Raw genomic sequence first — 26,108 nt, 5'->3', positions numbered from 1 at the left:
TGGACGCCGGACCGCAACGCGGGCTTCTCGTCCTCCGACCCCGGCCGGCTCTTCCTGCCCACGATCATGGACCCGGTCTACGGCTACCAGGTCACGAACGTCGAGGCGTCCATGGCCTCGCCGTCCTCCCTGCTGCACTGGACCCGCCGGATGATCGAGATCCGCAAGCAGAACCCGGCGTTCGGCCTCGGCTCCTACACGGAGCTGCCGTCCACGAACCCGGCGGTGCTGGCCTTCCTGCGGGAGCACGAGGACGACCTGGTGCTGTGCGTGCACAACTTCTCCCGTTTCGCACAGCCCACGGAGCTGGATCTGAGCGCCTTCGCGGGGCGGCACCCGGTCGAGCTGTTCGGCGGGGTGCGCTTCCCGGCCATCGGCGACCTGCCGTATCTGCTGACCCTCGGAGGGCACGGCTTCTACTGGTTCCGGCTCCGGAAGGACGCCGCGTAGAACCCGGGGCGGGGCGGTTTCCCCCGCTCCGCCCGGGGCACGCATGAGTAACACCCCGCCCACCGGCGGCGCCCCCTGTGGCGCGCCGAAAGAGGGGAAGGACGCGACGCCATGTCGGAAGCCGTCACACGCACCGTCACGACACCGCCCGGGCTCCTTGCGTCACTGGATCCACTGCTGAGGGAGTGGCTGCCGCGGCAGCGCTGGTTCGCGGGCAAGGGCCGCCCGGTCACCGGGTTCGCCCTGGTCGCGGCCACCGAGCTGCTGCCGCCCGCCGCCAAGCTCGGCCTGTACCACCTGCTCGTACGCGCCCATCAGCCGCTCCAGCCGGGGCACGGCGGCCCCGAGCAGCCCGGCGACTGCTACCAGCTGCTCATAGGCGTGCGCGAGGCGCTGCCGCCCCGGCTGGCGCCCGCGCTGATCGGTCATGTCACACGGGGCCCGCTGGCCGGACATACGGTCTACGAGGCCCTGCACGACACCCGGCCCGCCGAACTGCTCCTGGAGGCGTTGCGCACCCAGGCCCGGATCGGCGGGCTCCGCTTCGAACGGGACCCGCGCCAGGAGATCCGGTCCGGCCTGGTGCCGCGCCTGATGACCGCCGAGCAGTCGAATTCGTCGGTCGTCTACGGAGATACGTTCATTCTGAAGCTGCTGCGCCGGATCGTGCCCGGGATCAACCCCGACCTGGAGCTGCCGCTGGCGCTGGCCCGCGAGGGCTGCCCCCGGGTGCCGCCGCCGACGGCCTGGCTGGTCGCGGACCCCGACGGCACACCGGGACCGCCGCCCGCGGGCGAACCGTACGTGCTGGGCGTGCTCCAGCCGTTCGTGCAGGGCGCGACGGACGGCTGGGAGCTGGCGCTGCGGGAGCTGGCCAAGGGCGAGGACTTCGCCGCCGAGGCGCGGGCGCTCGGGCGGGCCACCGCCGAGGTGCACACCGCGCTGTCCCGCGCGTTCCCCACGGTCACGCTGGGTCACGCCCAGCTTCGTTCGCTGGTGGACGGTATGGCCGAGCGGCTGGAGGCGGCCGTGCACGCGGTGCCGGCGCTGCGGCCGTACGCGGGCGGGCTGCGCTCGGCGTACACGGCGCTGGACGATCTGGCCTCCGAGGGCCGCTCCTGGACGGCTCAGCGGGTGCACGGCGACCTGCACCTCGGGCAGTGTCTGCGCTCCCCGGCCGGCCGGTGGTCGCTGATCGACTTCGAGGGGGAGCCCGCCCGGCCGCTGGCCGAACGGCGGATGCCGCAGCCGACCGTGCGGGACGTCGCCGGCATGCTGCGGTCCTTCGACTACGCGGCCCGTTCGGTGGACCCGCCGCAGCCGGACTGGGCCGTGCGATGCAGGGCCGCGTACTGCTCCGGGTACGCGGAGGCGGCGGGCCGGGACCCGCGCACCGAGCCGGTGCTGCTGCGCGCGTACGAGACCGACAAGGCGGTGTACGAAGTGCTCTACGAGGCCCGGCACCGCCCGGAGTGGCTGCCCGTACCGATGGCCGCGGTGCACAGGCTCGCCACGGCCGATCTGACCTGACCCATCCGACCCGCGTCCAGGAGGCTTCGCCCGTGACCCCCCGCCCCGAGTCCAGCGGTCCGCAGCATCCGGAGCGACCGGAGCAGCCGCGGCGACCGGCTGCCGTGCCGGCGAAGAAGGCGGCTCCGGCGAAGAGCCCGGCCGAGAAGGCGGGGAGCAAGAAGGCAGGGAGCAAGAAGGCGGGGAGCAAGAAGGCAGGGAGCAAGATGGGCGAGGCCAAGAAGGCCGGGACCGGAAAGGCCGCGGTGAAGAAGTCGGCCAGGAAGGCCCCGAAGAAGACGGTCGTGGTGGAGGCGGCCACCGCGCAGCCCCTCCCCCCGGACATGGAGATCGCCGTCTCCCCCGCCGTGACCGCCGGCGACCGTGACCGGCTGCTGAACGGAACCCATCACGCCCCGCACTCCGTGCTCGGCGCGCATCCGGTGCCGGGCGGGGTCGTCTTCCGGGCGTTCAGGCCGTACGCCCTCGCGGTGACCGTCGTCTCCGGGGGCCTGGCCGTCGAGCTGCACGACGACGGCGACGGCTTCTTCTCCGGTCTGCTGCCGCTGGGCGAGGTCCCGGCGTACCGGCTCCTCGTGACGTACGAGGGGACGGTGCACGAGACCGAGGACGCGTACCGGTTCCTGCCCACGCTCGGCGAACTCGATCTGCATCTGATCGGCGAGGGCCGCCACGAGGAGCTGTGGACGGTCCTCGGCGCGCACCCGACGACGCACCAGGGCGTCACGGGCACCCGCTTCTCGGTGTGGGCGCCGAACGCCCGCGGGGTGCGGGTGGCGGGCTCCTTCAACTTCTGGGACGCCACCGGTTTCCCCATGCGGTCGCTGGGCTCGACGGGCGTGTGGGAGCTGTTCGTGCCCGGGATCGGGGAGGGCGAGCTGTACAAGTTCGAGATCACCCGCCCCGACGGTTCGAAGACGCTGCGCGCCGACCCGCTGGCCCGCCGTACGGAGGTGCCGCCGGCCACGTCGTCGATCGTCACGTCGTCGGCGTACGAGTGGGGCGACGCGCAATGGCTGGAGCGGCGGGCCGAGGTGCCCGCGCACCGGGCGCCGTTCTCCGTGTACGAGCTGCATCTGGCGTCCTGGCGCCCCGGGTTGACGTACCGGCAGCTCGCCGAGCAGCTCCCCGCATATGTGAAGGACCTCGGCTTCACCCATGTCGAGCTGATGCCGGTCGCCGAGCACCCCTTCGGCGGCTCGTGGGGCTACCAGGTCACCGGGTTCTACGCGCCCACGGCCCGCCTCGGCACGCCGGACGACTTCCGGTACCTGGTCGACGCCCTGCACCGGGCCGGGATCGGGGTGCTGATGGACTGGGTGCCGGCGCACTTCCCGCGTGACGAGTGGGCGCTGGCGGAGTTCGACGGGCGGCCGCTGTACGAGCACGAGGATCCGCTGCGGGCGGCCCATCCCGACTGGGGCACGCTGGAGTTCGACTTCGGCCGGCGCGAGGTGCGCAACTTCCTTGTCGCCAACGCCCTTTACTGGTGCGAGGAGTTCCACATCGACGGGCTGCGGGTGGACGCGGTCGCCTCGATGCTCTACCTCGACTACTCACGCGAGCCGGGACAGTGGACGCCGAACGAGCGGGGCGGCCGGGAGAACCTGGACGCGGTGGCGTTCCTCCAGGAGATGAACGCGACCGTGTACCGCAGGGTGCCGGGGGTCGTGACTGTCGCGGAGGAGTCCACCGCCTGGGACGGCGTCACCCGCGCCACCCACCACGAGGGCCCGAGCGGCTTCGGCGGGCTGGGGTTCGGGCTGAAGTGGAACATGGGCTGGATGCACGACTCCTTGCAGTACATGAGCCACGGGCCGGTCCACCGCCGCTACCACCACGGCGAGATGACGTTCTCGATGGTGTACGCGTACAGCGAGAACTACGTGCTGCCGATCTCCCACGACGAAGTCGTCCACGGCAAGGGGTCGTTGGTGTCCAAGATGCCGGGCGACTGGTGGCAGCAGCGGGCCGACCTGCGGGCCTACCTGGGCTTCATGTGGGCGCATCCGGGCAAGCAGCTGCTCTTCATGGGGCAGGAGTTCGCGCAGGGCGCCGAATGGTCGGAGGCGCACGGCCCGGACTGGTGGCTGCTGGACCCGCACTACGGCGCCGAGGCCGACCATCGCGGGGTGCGCGATCTGGTGCGGGACCTCAACGCCGTGTACGGGCGCACCCCGGCGCTGTGGCAGGGCGACACCGAGCCGTCCGGTTTCCGGTGGGTGACGGGGGACGCGGCCGAGGACAACGTCTTCGCGTTCCTGCGCTACGACGCCGACGGCTCCCCGCTGCTCGCGGTGTCCCACTTCGCCCCGGTGGTACGGCACGACTACCGCGTCGGCGTCCCGGACGACGTGCCCGCTTGGCACGAGGCCCTGAACACGGACGCGGCCCGCTACGGCGGCACCGACGTCACCCACCCGGACCCCCTGAAGCCGGACCCCCAGGGCCGACACGGCTTCCCGGCCTCGATCCGCCTGACCCTGCCACCCCTGGCAACGGTATGGCTACGCCCGGCCTAGCATCAGCGGCCCTACGGGCGCGGGGCCGCATCCATGTGCGGCTACCGCCGCACGGACGCGACCGCCACAACACGCCCCCGACACCGGGCCCCGCCGCACCCTGACAGCACCGCGCGGGCCACACCCTCAGGGGCGCGGGCCCGCATCACCATGCGGCTACCGCCGCACGGGCGCGACCAGCCACAACGCACCCCGCACCCCGCACCCCGCACCCCGCACCCCGCACCCGCTACACCACATCCACCAACCCCTTCGGCAGCGCCTCAGCGTGCAGAATCCCCAGCCGCTGGGTGGCCCGGGTGAGCGCCACATACAGATCGCTCGTTCCATACCGCCCCGGCTCCACGACCAGCACGGAGTCGAACTCCAACCCCTTCGCCTGACGCGGGTCGAGCAGGACGACCGCCTGCGCCAGATCAGGTTCCGCACCCGCCGTCACCCCGTCGAGCCGGGCGGCCAGCCCACGATGCAACGCGCGCGGCGCGATGACCGCCAACCGCCCCTCCTCCGGCAGGAGTTCCGCAACCGCCCCGGCCACCGCCCCGGCCAAGTCATCCGTCGCACGCACCCAGGGCCGCAGGCCAGTGCTCCGCACCGAGCCCGGCGGCTCGAAATCCGGGTGCTCCGCACGGACGACCGCCGCGGCGACATCCATGATCTCGGCCGGCGTGCGGTAGTTGACGGCCAGCCGGTTGTGCTCCCACCGGTCCTCGACGTAGGGGGCGAGGATGTCCGCCCAGACGCCGACACCACCCGCCTCCGAGGTCTGGGCCGGGTCGCCGACCAGAGTCATCGCACGGGTCGGACTCCGCCGCATCAGCAGCCGCCACGCCATCGGGGAGAGCTCCTGCGCCTCGTCGACGATGATGTGCCCAAACGCCCAGGTGCGGTCGGCGGCGGCGCGTTCGGCGGCGCTGCGGTGGTCGTCCTCCTCGTGCCGTTCCGCGAAGCGTTCCGCGTCGATGATGTCGTGAGCGGACAGCACCTCGGAGGAGTCCGGGTCGGCGTCCTCCTTGTCCTCGAACTCGAAGGTGCGGGAGGCGTAGGACACGTCCAGGACGCCCTGCGCGAAGGCGATCTGCGTCCGCCGTTCGCGTTCGGCGTGCTCGCGGGCGAGCCGGTCGTCCTCACCGAGGAGTTCGGCGGCCTCGTCGAGCAGGGGCACGTCGGAGACGGTCCAGTGCCGGGTGACGGGCCGGCGGACCGCGGCGGCGTCCTCGTCGGACAGGTGGCCCTCGGGCGCGGCGAGGAGGTCGGCGACGAGGCGCTGCGGGGTGATCCGGGGCCACAACCGGTCGACGGCGGACCAGACTTCACGGTTGTCGGCGAGTTCGTCGCGGATCTGGGTGATGTCGCTGGGGTCGAGCAGGTTGGAGCCGTCGTAGGGGTCGGTGCCGATGCGTTCGGCGACCATGTCGGTGAGCGCGTTGAGGATGTGCCCCTCGAAGTGCTCCCGGGCCACGTTGTGCGGCAGGCCGGCGGCGCGGGTGCGCTCGCGGGCGACGTTCACCAGGCCGTCGTCGAGCATGAGGATCTCGCGGTCGTGCTCGATCGCGATCACGGGGTCGGGCAGCGCCTGCCGGTCGCGTACGGCGTCGGCGAGGACGTCGGCCATCGCGGCACGGCCCTTCACCGCGGCGGCCTCGGGGGTGTCGGTCCGGGTGGTCCGCACACCGGGGTACAGCTCGCCGACGGTCGCGAGGAGCACGCCGGTCTCGCCGAGGCTGGGCAGCACCTCGCCGATGTAGCCGAGGAACGCGGGGTTGGGGCCGACGATCAGGACGGCACGCCGGGCCAGCAGTTCGCGGTGCTCGTAGAGGAGGTAGGCGGCGCGGTGCAGGGCGACGGCGGTCTTGCCGGTGCCGGGGCCGCCCTCGACGACCAGGACGCCGCGGTGCGGGGCGCGGATGATGCGGTCCTGGTCGGCCTGGATGGTGCGCACGATGTCGCCCATGCGGCCGGTGCGTGCGGAGTTGAGCGCGGCGAGCAGGACGGCGTCGCCGGTCGGGTCCTCGTGGCCGGTGCGGGTGTCGTCGCCGAGGTCGAGGATCTCGTCGTGCAGGGCGGTGACCCGGCGGCCCTCGGTGGAGATGTGCCGGCGGCGCCGCAGCCCCATCGTGGTGTGGCCGGTGGCCAGGTAGAACGGGCGGGCGACGTCGGCACGCCAGTCGATGAGGACGGGGGTGCGTTCGGTGTCGTCGGCGCGCAGGCCGATCCGGCCGATGTGGTGGGTGTCGCCGGAGGTGAGGTCGATACGGCCGAAGCAGAGGGAGCCGTCTACGGCGTTCAGCGCGGCGAGCAGCCCGGAGCGCTCGGCGACGAGGATGTCCCGCTCCAGCCTGGCCTGCCTGGGGGTGTGGCCCTGTGCGAGGGCCTCCGTGACGGACACCTCGGCGTCGCCGCGCAGGGCGTCCACGCGTGCGTACAGTCCGTCGACGAATTGCTGTTCCTGCCGCAATTCATCGTCCGGCAATTCGGTGTTTGACAATTCCGCTCCCGCCCGGATACACTGTGGCTACTGAACTTCATTGCGGCTTCTTGCTTTTGAAGTCGCGAATCAATAAATATACGCAAAGAGAACCCCCGGGCGCAATTGCCCGGGGGTTCTCTTGTGTCAGGTGCCAGGTCAGAGCACGTCCGCCAGCTCCTCCAGGAGCCGCCGCTTCGGCCTTGCCCCCACCATCGACCGCAGCGGCTCCCCGCCCCGGAAGATGATGAAGGTCGGCATCGACAGCACCCTGTAGGCATGGGTCGTATCCGGATTGACGTCCACGTTCAGCTGGACGACCTTCAGCCGGCCCTCCTCCTCGGCGGCCAGTGCGCTCAGCACCGGCGCCATCTGCCGGCACGGCGGACACCAGTCGGCGGTGAACTCCACCAGCACCGGCAGCTCCGCCTCGATCACCTCTCGTCCGAAGTCCGCGTCCGTGACCTCCGGCACTCCGCTCACCGCAGCTCCCCTCCCAGTTCGCACACCGGTTCCGGACCGCCCGGAACCCCCGCGTCGGCGGCCAGCACGTCCCGCGCCGACTCCGCCCGCGCCAGCTGCTCCCCGACCTTCGCCCGTACGGCACTCAGCTCGCCGATCAGGGCGTCCAGCTCGTCCAGCTTGCGCCGGTAGACCTGGAGCGAGGCGGGGCAGGAGTCACCCTCGGGATGCCCGGCCCGCAGACACTCCACGAAGGGCCGGGTCTCCTCCAGACCGAACCCGAAGTCCTGGAGCGTGCGGATCTGCCGCAGCAGCTTCAGATCGCTCTCGTCGTAGGTCCGGTAACCGTTGCCGGTGCGCCGCGCGGACAGCAGCCCACGGGATTCGTAGTACCGCAGCGTGCGCGTGGTGGTCCCGGCGCGTGCGGCCAGCTCGCCGATTCGCATACGGACGAACGTAAGCCCTGACGCGGACGTCAAGGCAAGGGCTGCCCGGAGCCGGACATGACCGAGCGGCCGGGCTCACGGGGGTGGAGACCGGCCGCTCGGCGGCTGTGGAGGCCCGGATACGGGTGGCGGGCCTCCGGCCACCGGGCGGCTGAGCTACGGGGGGAGTGTCCCAGCCGCCCGGGTCTGCGGGGTGCGGTGCGGGCCGTCAGGCCTTGGCGAGCTCCTTCTCGCCGCCCTGCCCGGCGTGGACGTCGTCCGCGCCGGCGTGGTCGTCCAGGAGCGTCTGCTCGTCGAAGGGGGCCTTGCCGGCGAGGACCTCGTCCACCCGGTCCCGGTCGATCTCCTTCGTCCAGGTGCCGATCAGGACGGTGGCGACGGCGTTGCCCGCGAAGTTGGTGAGGGCGCGGGCCTCGCTCATGAAGCGGTCGATACCGACGATGAGGCCGATGCCGTCCACCAGGGCGGGCTTGTGCGACTGCAGACCGCCGGCCAGGGTGGCGAGACCCGCGCCGGAGACACCGGCCGCGCCCTTCGAGGCGACCAGCAGGAACAGCAGCAGCGGGATCTGCTCGCCGATCGACATCGGCGTACCCATGGCGTCCGAGATGAACAGCGAGGCCATGGTCATGTAGATCATGGTGCCGTCGAGGTTGAAGGAGTAGCCGGTCGGGACGGTGATGCCGACGACCGGCTTGCTGACGCCCAGGTGCTCCATCTTCGCGATGAGCCGGGGCAGCGCCGACTCGGACGAGGACGTGGACAGGATCAGCAGGAACTCGCGGCCCAGGTACTTGAAGAGCGAGAGGACGTTGACGCCCGCGACGACCCGCAGCATCGTGCCCAGCACCAGGAAGATGAACAGCACACAGGTGGTGTAGAAACCGAGCATCAGCACGGCCAGGCTCTTGAGCGCGTCGACTCCGGCCGAGCCGGTGACCGCGGCGATGGCGCCGAAGGCACCGATCGGGGCCGCCCACATGATCATCGCCAGGACGCGGAAGACGAGGCGCTGGATGTGCTCGATGCCGCGCAGGACGGGCTGTCCGGCGGAGCCCATGGCCTGCAGCGCGAAGCCGCAGAGCAGGGCGATCAGCAGGGTCTGCAGGACCTCGCCGGCGGTGAACGCCGAGACGATCGTGGTCGGGATGATGCCCATCAGGAAGTCGACGGTGCTCTTGGCCTCCGCGTCGACCTGCGCCTGGCCGGTCTCCTTGACGGCGTCGGTCACGGCGAGGCCGGTGCCCGGGTCCAGGATGTTGCCGACGATCAGGCCGATGGCGAGCGCCACGACCGACATCACCAGGAAGTAGGCCAGGGCGATACCGCCGACGGCGCCCACCTTGGCGGCCTTCCGCACCGAGCCGATGCCCAGGACGATGGTGCAGAAGATGATCGGCGAGATCATCATCTTGATCAGGTTCACGAACCCGGTGCCGAGCGGCTTCAGCTCGGTCGCGAAGTCGGGCGCGAGAAGACCGACGGCGATGCCGAGGGCGACGGCGATGATCACCGCTATGTAGAGAAAGTGCGTGCGGTCCCGCTTGGCTTTGGGTGCAGGTGCCGTAGCGGCAGTGGTGGTCACGGCGGCCCTCCTTGACGACGTCGTCGGCATCACCGGCGTGCGGCTCACGTCCGGGGAGATTCGGATCAGGGCCGGTGGACAGCCCTGGGGGAATGCCGTGACTATGTCTCGCCCTGTGAGCGCGGTCACCCTTCCGTTCATTTAGTTCACCGCACAACCGGAAGGCAGACTGGCAGGCATGCGCATCCCCCTCCCCCGGCCCCGCAGCCTCGCGGGTCAGCTCTTCGCCATGCAGGCCGTGCTCATCACGGTCGTCGTGGCCGGGTCCGCGCTGTTCACCTACGTCAGTGACCGCAGCCAGGCCGAACAGGCGGCGGAACGTCACGCCACCGCGGTGACCCGGTCCGTCGCCGACTCCCCGTCCGTACGGGAGGCGATCCGTACGCCCGACCCGTCCGCGAAGCTCCAGCCGTACGCGGTGGAGGTGGTGCGGGACACCGACGTCGACTTCGTCACGATCATGGATCCACGGGGTATCCGCTGGACGCACCCCGACCCGGACCAGATCGGCCTCGTCTTCCAGGGCAACACGGCCCCGGCGCTGGCGGGCCGTACGTTCACCGAGACCTACACCGGTACCCTCGGCCCGTCGGTCCGGGCGGTCACCCCGATCCTGGACGGCGAGCGGATCGTCGGCATGGTCAGCGCCGGCATAAGGGTCGAGCAGATCAGCCAGCGCGCCCAGGGACAGCTGACGGCACTGATCGTGGTCGCGGCCGGCGCCCTCGGACTCGGCGCGATCGGCACGTACGTCATCAACGCACGGCTGCGCCGGCACACCCACGGGATGAACGCGGACGAGCTCAGCCATATGCACGACTACCATCAGGCCGCGCTCCACGCCGTGCGCGAGGGGCTGCTGATGCTGGACGGGCAGTACAGGGTGGCGCTGATCAACGACGGCGGCCGGGAGCTGCTGGGTGTGAACCAGGACGAGGACGGAGCGGATGTCGTGGGCAGATCGGTGGCGGAGCTGGGCCTTCCGGCTCCGCTGACGGGCGCGCTGCTCGCCTCGGAGCCCCGGGTGGACGAGGTGCACCTGGCGGCGGACCGGGTCCTGGTGGTGAACACCTCGCCGGTCACCGGCGGCCAGCGGCGCGGCTCGGTGGTGACCCTGCGGGACGTGACCGAGCTCCAGTCGCTGACGGGTGAGCTGGATTCCGAGCGCGGCTTCACACAGGCACTGCGGTCGCAGGCGCACGAGGCGGCGAACCGGCTGCACACCGTGGTCTCGCTGATCGAGCTGGGCCGGGCGGACGAGGCGGTCGACTTCGCGACCGCGGAACTGGAACTGGCGCAGGCGCTCACCGACCAGGTGGTGGCGGCGGTGAGCGAACCGGTCCTCGCCGCGCTGCTGCTGGGCAAGACGGCCCAGGCGAACGAGCGCGGCGTGGAACTGGTCGTCTCGGACGACAGCCGCCTGGACGACGGCCTGCTCCCGGACACCCTGCCCGCCCGCGACCTGGTCACCATCCTCGGCAACCTCATCGACAACGCCGTGGACGCCGTACAGGGCGGCGTCGGCCCCCGGGTGACGGTGACGGCCCTGACCGAGGAGTCCGGCGCGGAGCTGATCCTGCGGGTCTGCGACACCGGCCCCGGAGTGGACCCGGACCACGCGGAGGCGGTCTTCCAGCGCGGCTTCACCACCAAACCGTCCGGCTCCGGCGGGCGCGGTCTGGGCCTCGCCCTGGTCAGCCAGGCGGTGGCCCGGCACGGCGGCTCCCTGTCGGTGGCCACCGCCGCCGGGGGAGGCGCGGCCTTCGAGGCCCGGCTGCCCCTGCGGGAGGCCGCCGTCACGAAGAGTCCGGGAGGCGCCGTATGAGCGGGGAGTCCATCAGAGTGCTGGTCGTCGAGGACGACCCGGTCGCCGCCGACGCCCACGTCATGTACGTCGACCGCGTCCCCGGCTTCGTCGCCGTGGGCAAGGCCCACACCGGCGCGGAGGCCCGGCGGGCGCTGGACCGCACCCCCGTCGACCTGCTCCTCCTCGACCTCCACCTGCCCGACGTGCACGGACTGCAGCTGGCCCGCTCCCTGCGCGCGGCCGGTCACCACGCCGACGTCATCGCGGTGACGTCGGCGCGGGACCTCGCGGTCGTACGCGAGGGGGTCTCCCTCGGCGTCGTCCAGTACGTCCTCAAGCCGTTCACCTTCGCGACCCTGCGGGACCGGCTGGTGCGGTACGCCGAGTTCCACGCGGCGGTGGGGGAGGCGAGCGGCCAGGACGAGGTCGACCGCGCCCTGGCGGCACTCCGCGCGCCGAGCCCGGCCGCCCTCCCCAAGGGCCTGAGCGCCCCGACCCTGGAACGGGTGACGGTGGCGCTCCGCGACGCGTCCGAAGGCCTGACGGCCACGGGGGTCGCCGACGCGGTCGGCATCTCCCGCATCACGGCCCGCCGGTATCTGGAGCATCTGGTGGACGCGGGCCGGGCGGCCCGGCGGCCGCAGTACGGGACGGTGGGCCGGCCCGAGTTGCAGTACCGGTGGGTGCGGGAGGCGGAGAAGGGGCGTTAGGGGGTGGTGGCAAGGGCACGGGCCTCGTCGGCTTCGGTGGGGGCGTCGGCCCGGGTGAAGGCATCGGCGGCCTGGCGCCAGGCTGCCCGGGCCTCGGCGGGGCGGTGGGCCGCCCTGTGGGCGAGGGCCAGGTTGTGGAGCGTCTGTCCTTCCCCGTACCAGTCCTCGAACTCCCGGCAGATCTCCAGGGACATGCCGTACGCCTCGATCGCCTTCTCCACCCGGCCCGCCTCGCACAGGGTGATACCGAGGTTGTGCCAGGCCTTGCCGCTCCGGTAACGGTCTCCGACGGCCCGGAGCAGGTCGAGGGCCCGGGTGATGGCGTCGGCCGACTCCTCCATCCGGCCCACTTCCCGCAACGCGCCGCCGAGGTTGTCCGACGCGATGGCCTCATGGTGGCGGTTGCCGACGGCCTGGTACAGATCGCGGGCCCGGGTGATGGCATCGGCCGACTCCTCCGTCCGGCCCGCATCCCGCAGCGCGCCGCCGAGGTTGTTCCACGCGCTCGCCTCATGGTGGCGGTCCCCGGTGGCCCGATACAGGTCGCGGGCACGGATGTGCGCGTCGACCGCCTCTCCTGCCCGGCCCACTTCCCGCAGCGCGAGCCCGAGGTGGTTCCAGGCAACGGCCTCGCTCAGCTGGTCCCCGGCGAGCTGAGCGGCCTCCCGTGCCGCCTCCGCGACGGCGACCCAGTCGTCGTAATGCCGCCGCCAGTCGAAGTACTCCCCCAGGCACTGGGCCAGCCGCACCGCCGCGTTCGCGAACCGTAACTCCCGCCCCCACCCCACCGCCGCCACCAGACCGGACCGCTCACCGTCCAGCCACGCCAACGCCTGCCCTCGTTCCGCGAAGCGCTCCGGCTCCTCCATCCCGGGCAGCCAGCGCAACCGGTCATCGGCCACGCCCGCCCACCGAGCGTAGAACTCCAGCACCCCCTCCCGCGCCGTCTCCCCTTCCTCCCTCAACTCGGCGTCGCCCGCCACCGTCCCCGCCCCGAACACCCGCACCAAGTCATGCAACCGCCACCAGCCGCGCTCACTCCCCCTCTCCACGAGGTGTGCACGGGCCAGGGCCTTCAGAGCCCGCACCGGAGACTCCTCGCCACCGACCAGCGCCGCGACGACCGCGTCACTCACCTCGGGTCCGGGCGCCAGAGAGAGCAGACGCAGCAACCGCGCCTGCTCGGACGGCAGTCGGCGGTACGAAAGCTCGAACGCGGCACGGACGCTGCGCTCGCCGTCGTGGAGGTGGTCGAGGCGATCGCGGGACTCGGCCATCTCGTCCACGAGTTCGGCGACCGGCTTGCCCGGGTCCTCCGCCAGCAGGGCGGCCGCGATCTGCAGGGCCAGCGGAAGGTGCCCGCAGAGCCCGGCAAGTCGCTCGGCCGTGTCGAGGTCGTCGGCCACCCGGCTGTCGTACGGGTCGGCGATCCGCAGTGCGCGGTCGAGGAGTTCGTACGCCTCCGCGGGGCCGAGCTGGTCCAACGGCACGAGTCGCGCCCCCAGTTGGGGCAGCCGGTCGCGTGAGGTGACCAGCACGTGGTGCCGGGGGTCACCGGGCAGGAGGGGCCGTACCTGGTCCGGCGAGGAGGCGTTGTCGGCCAGGACCAGCACCGGACCGCACTCGTGGGCCCGGCCGGCCAGCGTCGAGCGGTAGAGCGCCGCCCGTTCGTCCGTCGTGGTGGGGATGTGTTCCGGCGGGGTACCCAGGGCGCGCAGCAGGGCCTGGAGGGCACGGTCGGCGGTGACGGGGTCCCGGTCGTAGCCGTGCAGGTCGATGAAGAGAACGCCGCCGGGGAACCAGCCCCGTTCGCGGGCCAGGTGCGCGGTCTCGGCGGCGAGCGCGGTCTTGCCGATGCCGCCGAGACCGGACACGGCGGCGACGAGGGTCGCCGCCGGCTGCTCCCCGGCCGGGTCGAGCGCGCGCAGCAGTTCCTCCGTCTCCCGCTCCCGGCCGGCGAACCCACCGGGCCGCGCGGGCAGGCCGGCCATCGCCTCGGGAACGGCGGCCCCGCCGTGCTGGATCACGACCTGCACGCCGATCACCTCGCGCAGGAAGACCCCGCCCCGGAAGTCGGGGTGGTCACCGCCGTACCAGGACATCCCGCTTCCCGGCGCGGCCCGCTCCATGGCCCTCGCGACCGCGCCGGCAAGGCCCCGCGGATCGGCGGCGAGCAGGTCGGCCAGCGCCTCACCCCACTCCCGTACGGCATCCCGCCGTGCCGGATCCGCCGCCGCCCCGGCGATCTCCCGGGCGGATGCGCCGGCGTCGAGCCCCACTGCCCGCGCCAGCCTCTGAACCGCCCGGCGCCCGCCGTCCCCACCCGCGCCCCCTGCCAGGGCCACCAGCAGTGCCGCTTCCATAGGCCGTACTCGCTCCCGACGTATGACAGTGCGTCAAAAGTAACGCTGTGCGGCAGGCTTCACGCCGCCCTCGCGTACCACACGATCTGCGCGGCAAGCCCCGCCACGGCGAGTGCCTCCACCACGGACAAGGTGACCATCAGCCCGCCGCCGTCGCCGTTCACCCAGAACACGACCAGGGCGGCCAGCGGTACCGCGCAGAACGCCGTCAGGTCGATCACGGTCTGGATGGTCTTACGCGACCGGCGCCGGGTGTCGCTCCGGTGGTACGCCTCCCACCCGAACGTCGTGAAGCCGCTCCCGTGCGCGGTGAGGGCGGCCAGCCGGGGCCCCAGGTCGTCGCGGACGTAGAGGCCGATCGCCGAGATCTTCTCGTCGTTGACGAGGTAGGTCCAGCCGAGGACGACACACACCGGCGGCAGCGCCAGCAGCATCGAGGGCTGCTTGGCCTGGGCCGCGGCGGCGATGACGGCGGCCACCACGGCGAGGGTGACGTACAGCAGATTGTCGCGGAACCCGATCCGCGCCTTCTGCTCGTCCTTGACGCTCTGGTATTCGGCGAGCAGCAACTGCCCGACGGTGAGGTGCTGTTCCGGCACACCTGTCCCTTCTCCCAGCGGTAATTTATGACTATGCAGGAGATCCGGCCCACCGTTCTGGTCCTGACCGCACTTCCGCTCGAATACGCCGCCGTCCGCGCACACGTGGACGAGCGGGAGGAGCTGGTCCACCGCGACGGGACCCGAGTCGAGAAGGGCCGGCTACCCGGTACGCCCTGGCACGTCGCCCTCGCCGAGCTGGGCATGGGCGCCGAACGTGCCGCCGCTCTCACCACCCAGCTCATCAACTGGCTCGACCCGGAGGCGGTGTTCTTCGTCGGCGTCGCGGGCAGCTTGAAGGACGACGTCGAGATCGGCGACGTCGTCGTCGGCACGAAGGTGTACGAGATCCACGGCGGCAAGCGGACACCCGAGGGTTTCCAGGTCCGGCCGGAATCCCTGCCGGGCTCGCACGCGCTCGTCCAGGCGGCCCGTTCCGCCGTGCGGGACATGCCCGACGTACGGGCACACCTGCTGCCGATCGCCACGGGCGATGTCGTCCTGGCGGACGCCGAGTCGGAGATCGCCCGGTTCATCCGAAGGAACTACAACGACGCGGGCGCCATCGAGATGGAGGGCTCCGGAGCGGCTCACGCGGCCCATCTCAACGGCCAGGTGCACGCGCTGGTGGTCCGGGGCATCAGCGACCGCGCCGACGCCGAGAAGCACGAGGCCGACTCCTCGGGTTCGCAGAAGCGCGCGGCCGAGCAGGCGGCCTCGGTGACGGTGGCGGTGCTGCACAAGCACCGCCCCCGCGAGGGTTCCTCCGACTCCGAGGAGCGCCCCCATCGGCACGGGGACGGCGGAGCGACGTACGCCGGAGACCACATCGACTTCCGCGGCGGCACCTTCCACGGTCCCGTCACCGGCAAGCACGACGGCGGCCGGTAGGGGACCGTCCACGGCCCGGTCCTGCGGGCCACAGCCACCCTCCCGCCCGTCCGCTGGGCTTCACCGGCCGGTCGCAGGGCCTGGACCGCCTGCACCCGCACCTCTCCCCCAGCGCGGCCGTGCCGTGCCTGCACCCGCGCCGACGCCCCCACCGAAGCCGCCCAGGCCCGCGCCTGGGCCGGGGGCGATTGATTTGCGCCGCGCGGGAGTAAGTGGTTGAGGGGCCCATGTGTCGTACGGGGTTCCGAATCTCGAACGCATGGAGTCCCTGGGTTTGTTCGGGATGTCAACGGGGGGTTACGCATATGCCCGTTGAGCGTGCCGTTCGTGTGGTGCGGGGTCGGGGGGCGGGGTGCGGGCCGGGTGGGATCGAGGACCTGATCCGATGGTAGCCGTACCTTCGCACAATGCGTGATCCTGGCCGAACAGTCCGTAGTCAGCTTTCCTGTGCGGGCCTAATTTGTGGGCCGTGCATCGACTGCCCTCCGCTCGTACCGACCGCCATCCGCCCCCGCCGTTCAACGCGCCGGCCGCCCGTCGGCTGCGGGCCGGGCTGGGCATGGACCCCGACCATGTCGCCCACGCCCTGCGCGGCTCGTACGGGCTGCCGTATGTGACGTCCGCGCTCGTCGACGCGTGGGAGCGGGGGGCTGCCGCTCCGTCGCGTACCGAACTCAGTGCGCTTGCGGGGGTGTTGTGGTGTTCGCCCGGGGAGCTCATAGGGCGGCCGCGTACCTTGCGTGAGCATCGGGTGGCTCGGGGACTGGCGCCGGAGGATGTCGCGCGGGGGGTGGGGCATGAGCTTCATGTCTATCTGCGGATGGAGCAGACCGGTCGCTGGCGGGGCAGTGAGCGTCAGGTGGCGGCGTTGACCCGGCTTCTCGGCCTCTCGCTTGCCGACGTCGTCGCCGTCACCGGCAGGGAGGACAAGCTCGCGGAGCTGCTGCGGAGCGCGGTTACGGGGCGTTGGCAGCCGTACGTCCGGGCGGTGGGCAGGATCGCGCCGCTGGAACGGCGGCAGTTGGAGTCGGTTCTGCACCGGCTTCATCAGGAATACCGGGGGCACATGGCCGCCACCTTGAACTGGGCCGGGGACGACGACGCGGGGGAGAACGGGAGGGATTTCCTCAACCGGATCGTCGACCACTTCTGGGCTGCGGCGGACGTTCACTAGGGGTTTTCGCCCCCGCCGCCCCTTCCCTGGGGGCTCTGCCCCCAGACCCCCTTCGCGCAGTTCCCCGCGCCCCTGGGGGCAGCACCCTTCGCGCCCACGCGGCGGAGCCGTACATCGGCACGGCCCCGCGCCCCTTTCTTGGTGAGCCCTTAGAAGACCGACTCCGCCTCGTCCATTCGGTCCGACGGCACGGTCTTCAGTTCCGTTACCGCCTCGGCCAGCGGGACCATCACGATGTCCGTTCCGCGCAGGGACGTCATACGTCCGAAGTCGCCCCGGTGCGCGGCCTCCACCGCCTGCCAGCCGAAGCGGGTGGCGAGGACGCGGTCGTACGCCGTCGGGGTGCCGCCGCGCTGCACGTGGCCGAGGATGACCGGCTTGGACTCCTTGCCGAGCCGGCGCTCCAGCTCGTACGCCAGAGCCGTGCCGATGCCCTGGAAGCGCTCGTGGCCGAACTTGTCGATCTCGCCCTTGCCGTAGTCCATGGTGCCGTCGGCCGGGTGCGCGCCCTCGGCGACGCAGATCACCGCGAACTTCTTGCCGCGGGCGAAACGCTCCTCGACCATCTTGACCAGCTGCGCCGGGTCGAAGGGGCGCTCGGGCAGGCAGATGCCGTGGGCGCCGGCGGCCATGCCGGACTCCAGGGCGATCCAGCCCGCGTGCCGGCCCATGACCTCGACCACCATCACCCGCTGGTGGGACTCGGCGGTGGTCTTCAGGCGGTCCATCGCCTCCGTCGCGACACCGACCGCCGTGTCGAAGCCGAAGGTGCGGTCGGTGGAGGAGATGTCGTTGTCGATCGTCTTCGGGACGCCGACCACCGGCAGGCCCGCCTCCGACAGCATGTGCGCCGCCGTGAGCGTGCCCTCGCCGCCGATAGGGATCAGGGCGTCGATGCCGAAGTCGCGGATCATGTCGGACGCGTTCTCGCAGGCCTCGCGGAGCCGGTCGCGCTCCAGCCGGGAGGAGCCGAGTATCGTGCCGCCGCGCGCGAGGATGCCGCTGACCGCGTCGAGGTCGAGCGTGCGGTAGCGGCCGTCGAGCAGGCCGGAGTAGCCGTCCTCGAAGCCGATGACCTCGTCGCCGTAGTTGTCGACCGCCCGGTGCACGACCGACCGGATCACTGCGTTCAGACCAGGGCAGTCGCCGCCTGCGGTGAGGACTCCTATACGCATCGTGCTGTGTCTCCTGGTCGCTGTCGATACCTGTGAGCCAGTCTCGATTGTTTCATGTCCCCCGGAGCGGTGCCGACGCCCCACTGGTGGGCGCTGTAACCAGCGCCAGAGGTATTGTCAAGAGGGATCTACTCACCTCGGTGGGTGATTTTTATGGCCCCGCCGCGGCCCACCACGGCGCGCGGCGGAGCACGGTGTGACCCGGCGAAGCCCCTTGCGGCCCCCCGACGAAACGGAGAGCGCGCGTGACCCGCAGCGTGTACGTGACCGGCATCGACCGCGGCGACGGCCGACAGGTCGTCGACCTCGGCGTCATGGAGCTCCTGACCCGGCAGGTCGACCGGGTGGGTGTCTTCCGCCCCCTGGTGCACGACGGGCCCGACCGTCTCTTCGAGCTGCTGCGCGCCCGCTACCGTCTCTCCCAGGACCCGTCGACCGTCTACGGCCTCGACTACCACGAGGCGTCCGCCCTCCAGGCCGAGCAGGGCACCGACGAGCTGGTGTCCACCCTCGTCGACCGGTTCCACCGGGTCGCCCGGGACTACGACGTCGTCCTGGTCCTCGGCACCGACTACGCCGACACCCAGTTCCCGGACGAGCTGAGCCTGAACGCCCGGCTCGCCAACGAGTTCGGCGCCTCCGTCATCCCGGTCGTGGGCGGCCGTAAGCAGACCGCCGAGTCGGTGCGCGCCGAGACCACCAACGCCTACCGCGCCTACGACACCCTGGGCTGCGACGTGCTCGCCATGGTGGTCAACCGGGTCGACCGCGAGGACCGGGACGAGCTCGCCGAGCGGCTCGCCACCCGGCTGCCGGTGCCCTGCTACGTACTGCCGGACGAGCCCGCGCTGTCCGCGCCCACGGTCTCCCAGATCACGCACGCCCTCGGCGCGAAGGTGGTGCTGGGCGACGACTCCGGGCTCGCCCGTGACGCCCTGGACTTCATCTTCGGCGGCGCCATGCTGCCGAACTTCCTCGCCGCCCTCACCCCGGGCTGCCTCGTCGTCACGCCGGGCGACCGCGCCGACCTGGTCGTGGGCGCGCTGGCCGCGCACAGCGCCGGCACCCCGCCGATAGCCGGGGTGCTGCTCACCCTGGACGAGGTCCCCGCCGAGCACATCCTCACCCTCGCCGCCCGGCTCGCCCCCGGCACACCGGTGCTCTCGGTGCCGAGCACCAGCTTCCCCACCGCCGAACAGCTGTTCTCCCTGGAGGGCAAGCTGAACGCGGCCACCCCGCGCAAGGCGGAACGCGCCCTCGGCCTCTTCGAGCGGTACGCCGACACCGCCGACCTCACCAAGCGGGTCTCCGCACCCAGCAGCGACCGTGTCACCCCGATGATGTTCGAGCACAAGCTGCTGGAGCAGGCCCGCTCCGATCTGCGCCGGGTCGTGCTCCCCGAGGGCAGCGAGGAGCGCGTGCTGCACGCGGCGGAGGTGCTGCTGCGCCGGGGCGTGTGCGAGCTGACGCTGCTCGGTGACGTCGACCAGATCCGCAAGAAGGCCGCCGATCTGGGCATCGACCTCGGCGACACCCAGATCATCGACCCGACCACCTCGGAGCTGCGGGACACCTTCGCCGAGAAGTACGCGGCCCTGCGCGCCCACCGGGGCGTCACGGTCGAGCTGGCCTACGACGTCGTCTCCGACGTCAACTACTTCGGCACCCTGATGGTCGAGGAGGGGTTCGCCGACGGGATGGTGTCCGGCTCGGTGCACTCCACGGCGGCGACGATCCGGCCCGCCTTCGAGATCATCAAGACGAAGCCGGACGCGGACATCGTCTCCTCCGTCTTCTTCATGTGCCTGGCCGACAAGGTGCTCGTGTACGGCGACTGCGCGGTCAACCCGGACCCGGACGCCGAGCAACTCGCCGACATCGCCGTGCAGTCGGCGGTCACGGCGGCGCGGTTCGGGGTGGAGCCGCGGATCGCGATGCTGTCGTACTCGACCGGTACGTCCGGCTCCGGCGCCGACGTCGACAAGGTGCGCTCCGCCACCGAGCTGGTGCGCTCGCGCCGGCCCGATCTGCGGATCGAGGGGCCGATCCAGTACGACGCGGCCGTGGAACCGTCGGTCGCGGCGACCAAGCTGCCCGGCTCGGAGGTGGCGGGGCAGGCGACGGTGCTGATCTTCCCCGACCTGAACACCGGCAACAACACGTACAAGGCCGTGCAGCGCTCGGCCGGCGCCGTCGCCGTGGGACCGGTGCTCCAGGGTCTGCGCAAGCCGGTCAACGACCTGTCCCGGGGCGCCCTGGTCCAGGACATCGTCAACACCGTCGCCATCACGGCGATCCAGGCCCAGTCCCCGGCCGCCGACCCCGGCACCGTTCCCTCCCAGGCCCCGAGCGAGAAGGCAGCCGCCCAGTGAGCCCGTCCCGTGTCCTCGTCCTCAACTCCGGCTCCTCGTCGGTGAAGTACCAGCTGCTGGACATGCGCGACGCAAGCCGGCTCGCCTCCGGACTCGTCGAGCGGATCGGTGAGCGGACCTCCCTGGTCCGGCACACCCCGCTCGCGGCGGGTGGCGGGACCCGGGAACGTACGGGCCCGGTCGCCGACCACGACGCCGCCCTGAAGACGATGGCCGAGGAGCTGGCCGCCGACGGTCTTGGACTCGACTCCCCCGAGCTGGCCGCGATCGGCCACCGGGTGGTGCACGGCGGGAAGCACTTCACCGAGCCGACGGTGATCGACGACCGGGTGCTGGCCGAGATCGAGCGGCTGATCCCGGTCGCCCCGCTGCACAACCCGGCCAACCTCACCGGTATCCGCACCTCCATGGCGCTGCGCCCGGACCTGCCGCAGGTCGCCGTCTTCGACACCGCCTTCCACACCACGATGCCGGAGTCGGCGGCCCGCTACGCCATCGACGTCGAGACCGCCGACGCGCACCGCATCCGCCGCTACGGCTTCCACGGCACCTCGCACGCGTACGTCTCCCGGGAGACCGCGAAGCTGCTGGGGAAGACGCCCGAGGAGGTGAACGTCATCGTGCTGCACCTGGGCAACGGGGCGTCCGCCTCCGCCGTCCGGGGCGGGCGCTGTGTGGACACCTCCATGGGTCTCACGCCCTTGGAGGGGCTCGTGATGGGTACGCGGTCGGGAGACATGGACCCGGCCGTCATCTTCCATTTGATGCGTGTTGGCGGAATGTCCGCCGACGAGATCGACACTCTCCTCAACAAGAAGAGCGGTCTGGTCGGACTGTGCGGTGACAACGACATGCGGGAGATCCGGCGCCGGGTCGACGAGGGCGACGAACGGGCGAAGCTGGCGTTCGACATCTACATTCACCGTCTGAAGAAGTACATCGGCGCCTATTACGCCGTTCTCGGACGGGTGGACGCGGTGGCCTTCACCGCCGGGGTCGGCGAGAACGCCGCCCCGGTGCGGGAGGCGGCCATGGCGGGCCTGGAGGGGCTGGGCCTGGCGGTGGACGACGGGCTCAACGCCGTACGCGGCGGCGGGGCGCGGCTGATCTCGCCCGAGGGTGCGCGGGTCGCGGTGGCGGTGGTACCGACGGACGAGGAAATGGAGATCGCCCAACAGACATACGCACTGGTCGAAAGGAACAACTGAGAACAACTGAGCAGGGACTTTCTCATCTGTACCTTCCGCCAGACGGAATATTCCGTAGCGAAACAAACCGATAGGATCGCCCCATGCGCCGTTCGAAAATCGTCTGTACTCTCGGCCCCGCGGTCGACTCCCACGAGCAGCTTGTCGCCCTGATCGAAGCCGGCATGAACGTGGCCCGCTTCAACTTCAGCCACGGCTCGCACGCCGAGCACCAGGGCCGGTACGACCGGGTCCGTGCCGCCGCCAAGGAGACGGGCAGGGCCATCGGTGTCCTCGCCGACCTCCAGGGCCCGAAGATCCGCCTGGAGACCTTCGCCGAGGGTCCCGTCGAGCTGGTGCGCGGTGACGAGTTCACCATCACCACCGAGGACGTACCGGGCGACAAGACGATCTGCGGAACGACCTACAAGGGCCTGCCGGGCGACGTCTCGCGCGGCGACCAGATCCTCATCAACGACGGCAACGTCGAGCTGAAGGTGCTGGACGTCGAGGGCCCCCGGGTGAAGTCGATCGTCATCGAGGGCGGTGTCATCTCCGACCACAAGGGCATCAACCTGCCCGGCACGGCCGTGAACGTGCCGGCGCTGTCGGAGAAGGACATCGACGACCTGCGCTTCGCCCTGCGGATGGGCTGCGACCTGGTCGCGCTGTCGTTCGTCCGGGACGCCAAGGACGTCGCCGACGTGCACCGCGTGATGGACGAGGAGGGGCGCCGCGTCCCGGTCATCGCCAAGGTGGAGAAGCCGCAGGCGGTGGAGAACATGGAGGACGTCGTGATGGCGTTCGACGGCGTGATGGTCGCGCGTGGCGACCTCGCCGTCGAGTATCCGCTCGAGAAGGTCCCCATGGTGCAGAAGCGCCTGATCGAGCTGTGCCGGCGCAACGCCAAGCCGGTGATCGTGGCGACCCAGATGATGGAGTCGATGATCACCAACTCACGGCCGACCCGCGCCGAGGCCTCCGACGTGGCCAACGCGATCCTGGACGGCGCCGACGCGGTCATGCTGTCCGCCGAGTCGAGCGTGGGCGCGTACCCGATCGAGACCGTGCGGACGATGTCGAAGATCGTCCAGGCGGCCGAGCAGGAGCTGCTCTCCAAGGGCCTGCAGCCGCTGGTGCCGGGCAAGAAGCCGCGTACGCAGGGCGGTTCGGTGGCCCGCGCCGCCTGCGAGATCGCCGACTTCCTCGGCGGCAAGGGCCTGGTGGCGTTCACCCAGTCCGGCGACACGGCCCGCCGGCTGTCGCGTTACCGCGCCGTCCAGCCGATCCTGGCGTTCACCACGGACGAGTCGACCCGCAACCAGCTGGCGCTCAGCTGGGGCGTCGAGCCGTACGTGGCGCCGTTCGTGAACAGCACCGACGAGATGGTCGAGCTGGTCGAGCAGGAGCTGCTGAAGCTGAACCGCTTCAGCGAGGGCGACACCCTGATCATCACGGCCGGTTCGCCCCCCGGTGTCCCCGGCACCACCAACATGGTCCGCGTCCACCACCTGGGCGGCGCGACCGGCTGACCGTAACGGGCCTGTACGGCACCGAGGGCGCCCCCTGCTGAAGAGGGGGCGCCCTCGGTGTTCTCGCGGCTCCCGGAAGGGTCCTGGCGGGTGCCCTTCAGGTGGTGATGTACTGCTGCAGTCCCGGCACGTGCAGGGTGCCGCCGAACTGGCCGGCCTGCTTCACCGTCACCTTGGTGAAGTAGATCAGCGGGATGTCGAGCGGCGGCGGGTGCTCCGGGTCGAACGTGATCGGGATCAGTCCGAGCAGGTTGCCGGAGATGCTCTCCGTGTACATCACGGTGTCGCCGTCGCGGATGGTGGACGTCGACCCCTTGGCCGCCTGCACATGGTGGGTCGCGCCTGACTGCTTGTCCTGGACCGTCTGGTGCAGGTCCCCGATGTCGGTGCCGTTGGAGATGACGTACTTCAGCACCCTCTTGGTGGCGCCGCTCGCCGTCCGCACCTCGACGATGCCCTTGTACGAGGCGCCCTTCAGCGTCAGCGAGCTGGCGTTGAGGGTCCACGGGTCGTCGGGCAGCAGGAGCTTGTTGTCGACGCCGCCCTCGGTGTCGGTGGCGACGGGGCAGTCCTCGGGGTCGACCGCCGGGGACTCGGAGGGGCTGGGGGAGGCGGTGGCCTCGGGGGTCTCGGTCGCCTCCTCCACGGCTTCCTCGGCCGTGTCCTCGGCGGTGTCCGTGGCCTTGTCGCCGGCGTCCTCGGCCGTGTCCTGCGCCGCCGGTTCGGTGGCCTTCTCGGCGGTCTCCTCGGCGGCGTCGGCGGCGGCCTTCGCCTCCTCCTCGGCCTTGTCCTCGGCCGTCCCCCCGGTCGCGGAAGCGGACGGGGTGGGGCTCGTCTCGGCTTCCTTGTCCTTCGGGGTGAGGATGTCCTTGAGGGTGTCGCCGATGCCGTCCAGGAGGTTGCGGTCGGTCTTCGACGGCTCCGGCTCGGGCTCGTCCTGGCCGGCGTCGTCACCACCCGCGGTCGCGGAGGGGGCGGGCGCCGGCTCGTCCTTGTCGTCGGAACCTGAATCCGACGAAGAGGACGTGTCCTTGTCCGTGCCCTTGTCCGCCTCGGGGGCCTTGTCGGTGGCCTCGTCCGAGGGCTCCTCGTCCGGGGACGCGCTCTCGCTCGCCGACGCGGAGGGCGTGGGCGACGTGGAAGTGTCGTCCTTCTCGGCGCCCTTCTCGACGTCCTTGATGACCTCGAGACAGGCCTGGTACTCGTCGACGGTCAGGCTGTTCGCCGTGGGCGCCCCGTCGTTGCCGTCGGCGACGGCCAGCGTCGGCGTGAACCCCATGCCCATGAGAACGGCGGTGGGCATCGCCGCCAGCGCGATCACCTTGCCGCTCGGCACATGGAACCTGGTGAACAGCGGCTTCTTGGGGGCCGCGTGACGCGGCCCGCGCACCTGGTCAGCCGACACGGTGGCCTCCTGCGGCCCTGACGCCGTCGGCTTCCCCGTCTTCCCTCTTCTCAAAGGAAGCGGGCGGGAACTGCTCTCCTGTGGTGGGGTCCTGGACCGAGTCGTCCGGTATCGCGTCACCCGTCGGCGCGTTGGCGTCGTCGTGTTCCCCCGCCGCCTCGGCCGGCGGCTCACCGGGCGCCCAGGAGAGCGCGAGCGCGCCACCGATCAGCGCGAGCAGGAAGCCGATCAGAAAGCCGCCTATGTTGGAGATCACCAGCGACACGAGGGCCAGCAGGATCGCCGCGACACCCGCGAAGACCCGGGTGGCCGACTGGAACCACATCGTCAGGCCCAGCGTGAACAGCAGTACGCCGATGATCAGCGAGCCGGCGCCGGCCGTCGTCGCCATCGCGAGCGACATATGGCCCAGCTTGAGCGTCGCGTACGGGAAGTACGCGATGGGTATTCCGCCCAGCAGCGTGAACAGACCGGCCCAGAACGGCCGGGTGCCCCGCCAGTCGCGGAAGCGCAGTCGCAGCCGGGTGAAGGTCCCGGTGCTCTGGACCGGAGTCTCGGCACTCATGGAAAAGCTCCCTGGGTCCGGTGGAAGTACGTACCGGCTCGGCCGTAGGCGCGCAGAAGCCGGAAGTCTGAGTCTGTGAGATGGCCCGGTACGCGGACCGGCCGGGCGGTGGGGCGGAGAAGCGATGGCCTCCCCGCCCCCCGGGACAGCTCAGCTGCCCTGGGTCACCCTGGTGACGGAGCCGTCAGTAGCACTCCATCTTCGGGTCCATGCCGAGACGCATCGACAGGCCGTTCAGTGTGAACGTGCCGGCCGTCGTCGCCCACGCCGTCTGCTCGACGCCGTAGAGGTCGGCCGACTCGGCCTGCTGGGCGAAGCCGCCCTTCAGTACGTTCTCGTCCTTCTTGACGTCGGGACCGCGGTTCTGATCCTGGACCGCCACGCCGATGTCGATGTTCGTGAACGTCGCGTCGGCGTCGAGCTGGGAGACGTCGATGTACAGGTTCTTGGCCGTGACCGGCTTGTCCCTGCCCGCGTCAAGACGAAGGTAGACCGTCTTGTTGAGGACGGGAATCTTCGTCGCCACCGACTGGCACATCTTGGTGATCTCGGCGTCCTTGAACGACGAGATGGCGACCGGGACCGGCTTCTTCCCTCCTTCACCATCGGTCGACGCGTAGACGGTGTCGATGCCGCCGTACTGGGCGAAACCGTCACCGTGCAGGTGACCGGCCGTCACCTTGAACTGCTGGCCGGAGACGCTGAACGACGCCGCGAGGGCGCCCTGCGCCAGGCCGACACCCACCGCCGCCGTAGCGAGCACGCTGGGCACCATGACCACAGCGAACCGCGTCCATCTGGTCCCGCCACGCACCTGGGACTCCATATTTCCTCCTTCTCGGACGTACATCTCCTGCCCCGGCTCA

The 26,108-nt window shown here is 71.2% G+C and carries 20 protein-coding genes; 10 read left to right on the top strand and 10 right to left on the bottom strand.

The window, feature by feature from the left end; all coding sequences use genetic code 11:
• The 3 genes from ACGFR9_RS07930 to glgB form a co-directional block, all read left to right on the top strand.
• A partial coding sequence (locus ACGFR9_RS07930; RefSeq protein WP_393203974.1) for an alpha-glucosidase C-terminal domain-containing protein occupies positions 1-450 on the top strand: 450 nt, incomplete at its 5' end.
• Positions 451-561: 111 nt separating this feature from the next.
• On the top strand, positions 562-1,980 hold the full coding sequence (locus ACGFR9_RS07925; RefSeq protein WP_393203972.1) for a maltokinase: 1,419 nt from the start codon (positions 562-564) through the stop codon (positions 1,978-1,980).
• A gap of 32 nt (positions 1,981-2,012) precedes the next feature.
• Complete coding sequence (gene glgB / locus ACGFR9_RS07920; protein WP_393203971.1) at positions 2,013-4,502, top strand: 1,4-alpha-glucan branching enzyme; 2,490 nt, start codon at positions 2,013-2,015, stop codon at positions 4,500-4,502.
• 229 nt (positions 4,503-4,731) lie between these two features.
• Here the strand turns inward: glgB and ACGFR9_RS07915 are convergent, their stop codons facing one another.
• The 4 genes from ACGFR9_RS07915 to ACGFR9_RS07900 form a co-directional block, all read right to left on the bottom strand.
• Positions 4,732-6,960, bottom strand: a complete 2,229-nt coding sequence (locus ACGFR9_RS07915) for a HelD family protein (protein ID WP_393204028.1) — start codon at positions 6,958-6,960, stop codon at positions 4,732-4,734.
• A gap of 168 nt (positions 6,961-7,128) precedes the next feature.
• Positions 7,129-7,452 (bottom strand): thioredoxin family protein, encoded by a 324-nt coding sequence (locus ACGFR9_RS07910; RefSeq protein WP_393203969.1) that lies wholly within the window; start codon positions 7,450-7,452, stop codon positions 7,129-7,131.
• On the bottom strand, positions 7,449-7,877 hold the full coding sequence (locus ACGFR9_RS07905; RefSeq protein WP_311642276.1) for a MerR family transcriptional regulator: 429 nt from the start codon (positions 7,875-7,877) through the stop codon (positions 7,449-7,451). Before ACGFR9_RS07905 ends, ACGFR9_RS07910 begins: the two co-directional genes overlap by 4 nt.
• A 208-nt stretch (positions 7,878-8,085) precedes the next feature.
• Positions 8,086-9,462, bottom strand: coding sequence for a cation:dicarboxylate symporter family transporter (locus ACGFR9_RS07900; protein ID WP_393203967.1), 1,377 nt, complete (start codon positions 9,460-9,462; stop codon positions 8,086-8,088).
• 178 nt (positions 9,463-9,640) lie between these two features.
• Here ACGFR9_RS07900 and ACGFR9_RS07895 point away from each other — a divergent pair, with 178 nt between their 5' ends.
• Entirely contained in the window at positions 9,641-11,287 is a 1,647-nt protein-coding gene (locus ACGFR9_RS07895; RefSeq protein WP_393203965.1) for an ATP-binding protein, read from the top strand.
• Entirely contained in the window at positions 11,284-11,979 is a 696-nt protein-coding gene (locus tag ACGFR9_RS07890) for a response regulator (protein ID WP_393203963.1), read from the top strand. The genes ACGFR9_RS07895 and ACGFR9_RS07890 overlap by 4 nt, the downstream gene beginning before the upstream one ends.
• Here the strand turns inward: ACGFR9_RS07890 and ACGFR9_RS07885 are convergent.
• Positions 11,976-14,342, bottom strand: coding sequence for a tetratricopeptide repeat protein (locus ACGFR9_RS07885; protein ID WP_393203961.1), 2,367 nt, complete (start codon positions 14,340-14,342; stop codon positions 11,976-11,978). The two genes, ACGFR9_RS07890 and ACGFR9_RS07885, sit on opposite strands and share 4 nt — an antisense overlap.
• A 59-nt stretch (positions 14,343-14,401) precedes the next feature.
• Complete coding sequence (locus ACGFR9_RS07880; RefSeq protein ID WP_393203959.1) at positions 14,402-14,941, bottom strand: hypothetical protein; 540 nt, start codon at positions 14,939-14,941, stop codon at positions 14,402-14,404.
• 33 nt (positions 14,942-14,974) lie between these two features.
• Here ACGFR9_RS07880 and ACGFR9_RS07875 point away from each other — a divergent pair, with 33 nt between their 5' ends.
• Both ACGFR9_RS07875 and ACGFR9_RS07870 read left to right on the top strand, forming a co-directional pair.
• Entirely contained in the window at positions 14,975-15,832 is an 858-nt protein-coding gene (locus tag ACGFR9_RS07875) for a 5'-methylthioadenosine/S-adenosylhomocysteine nucleosidase (protein ID WP_393203957.1), read from the top strand.
• A gap of 460 nt (positions 15,833-16,292) precedes the next feature.
• Positions 16,293-17,006, top strand: coding sequence for a helix-turn-helix domain-containing protein (locus ACGFR9_RS07870; protein WP_393203955.1), 714 nt, complete (start codon positions 16,293-16,295; stop codon positions 17,004-17,006).
• Between the two features lie 149 nt (positions 17,007-17,155).
• On the opposite strand, the gene ACGFR9_RS07865 is transcribed toward ACGFR9_RS07870, so the two are convergent.
• Positions 17,156-18,181 (bottom strand): ATP-dependent 6-phosphofructokinase, encoded by a 1,026-nt coding sequence (locus ACGFR9_RS07865; RefSeq protein ID WP_393203953.1) that lies wholly within the window; start codon positions 18,179-18,181, stop codon positions 17,156-17,158.
• 245 nt (positions 18,182-18,426) lie between these two features.
• Here ACGFR9_RS07865 and pta point away from each other — a divergent pair, with 245 nt between their 5' ends.
• From pta to pyk, 3 genes are all read left to right on the top strand, one after another.
• Positions 18,427-20,553 carry a phosphate acetyltransferase gene (gene pta / locus ACGFR9_RS07860; RefSeq protein WP_393203951.1) on the top strand — a complete coding sequence of 709 codons (2,127 nt, stop codon included), beginning with the start codon at positions 18,427-18,429 and terminating at the stop codon, positions 20,551-20,553.
• Positions 20,550-21,761: an acetate kinase gene (locus ACGFR9_RS07855; RefSeq protein ID WP_393203949.1), complete on the top strand. Its 1,212-nt coding sequence runs from the start codon at positions 20,550-20,552 to the stop codon at positions 21,759-21,761. Before pta ends, ACGFR9_RS07855 begins: the two co-directional genes overlap by 4 nt.
• Before the next feature lie 83 nt (positions 21,762-21,844).
• Entirely contained in the window at positions 21,845-23,272 is a 1,428-nt protein-coding gene (gene pyk, locus ACGFR9_RS07850) for a pyruvate kinase (protein ID WP_030223913.1), read from the top strand.
• 97 nt (positions 23,273-23,369) lie between these two features.
• Here the strand turns inward: pyk and ACGFR9_RS07845 are convergent, their stop codons facing one another.
• The 3 genes from ACGFR9_RS07845 to ACGFR9_RS07835 form a co-directional block, all read right to left on the bottom strand.
• Entirely contained in the window at positions 23,370-24,677 is a 1,308-nt protein-coding gene (locus tag ACGFR9_RS07845) for a hypothetical protein (protein WP_393203947.1), read from the bottom strand.
• Positions 24,667-25,242, bottom strand: coding sequence for a DUF6114 domain-containing protein (locus ACGFR9_RS07840; protein WP_393203945.1), 576 nt, complete (start codon positions 25,240-25,242; stop codon positions 24,667-24,669). The genes ACGFR9_RS07845 and ACGFR9_RS07840 overlap by 11 nt, the downstream gene beginning before the upstream one ends.
• Before the next feature lie 184 nt (positions 25,243-25,426).
• On the bottom strand, positions 25,427-26,068 hold the full coding sequence (locus tag ACGFR9_RS07835) for a DUF6230 family protein (RefSeq protein WP_393203943.1): 642 nt from the start codon (positions 26,066-26,068) through the stop codon (positions 25,427-25,429).
• Positions 26,069-26,108 lie beyond the last annotated feature (40 nt).

Origin of the sequence: Streptomyces sp. NPDC048584, from assembly GCF_043199595.1 — a bacterium.
Taxonomy (GTDB): Bacteria; Actinomycetota; Actinomycetes; order Streptomycetales; family Streptomycetaceae; genus Streptomyces; species Streptomyces edwardsiae.
This window is presented reverse-complemented; position numbering and strand designations above follow the sequence as displayed.

What these genes read in the sequence shown, in the direction of transcription:
- ACGFR9_RS07925 (WP_393203972.1), top strand. Translation starts at nt 562, where the DNA reads ATGTCGGAAGCCGTCACACGCACCGTCACGACACCGCCCGGGCTCCTT.
- ACGFR9_RS07905 (WP_311642276.1), bottom strand. Translation starts at nt 7,877, where the DNA reads ATGCGAATCGGCGAGCTGGCCGCACGCGCCGGGACCACCACGCGCACG.
- ACGFR9_RS07895 (WP_393203965.1), top strand. Translation starts at nt 9,641, where the DNA reads ATGCGCATCCCCCTCCCCCGGCCCCGCAGCCTCGCGGGTCAGCTCTTC.
- ACGFR9_RS07890 (WP_393203963.1), top strand. Translation starts at nt 11,284, where the DNA reads ATGAGCGGGGAGTCCATCAGAGTGCTGGTCGTCGAGGACGACCCGGTC.
- ACGFR9_RS07885 (WP_393203961.1), bottom strand. Translation starts at nt 14,342, where the DNA reads ATGGAAGCGGCACTGCTGGTGGCCCTGGCAGGGGGCGCGGGTGGGGAC.
- ACGFR9_RS07875 (WP_393203957.1), top strand. Translation starts at nt 14,975, where the DNA reads ATGCAGGAGATCCGGCCCACCGTTCTGGTCCTGACCGCACTTCCGCTC.
- ACGFR9_RS07865 (WP_393203953.1), bottom strand. Translation starts at nt 18,181, where the DNA reads ATGCGTATAGGAGTCCTCACCGCAGGCGGCGACTGCCCTGGTCTGAAC.
- pyk (WP_030223913.1), top strand. Translation starts at nt 21,845, where the DNA reads ATGCGCCGTTCGAAAATCGTCTGTACTCTCGGCCCCGCGGTCGACTCC.
- ACGFR9_RS07840 (WP_393203945.1), bottom strand. Translation starts at nt 25,242, where the DNA reads ATGAGTGCCGAGACTCCGGTCCAGAGCACCGGGACCTTCACCCGGCTG.
- ACGFR9_RS07835 (WP_393203943.1), bottom strand. Translation starts at nt 26,068, where the DNA reads ATGGAGTCCCAGGTGCGTGGCGGGACCAGATGGACGCGGTTCGCTGTG.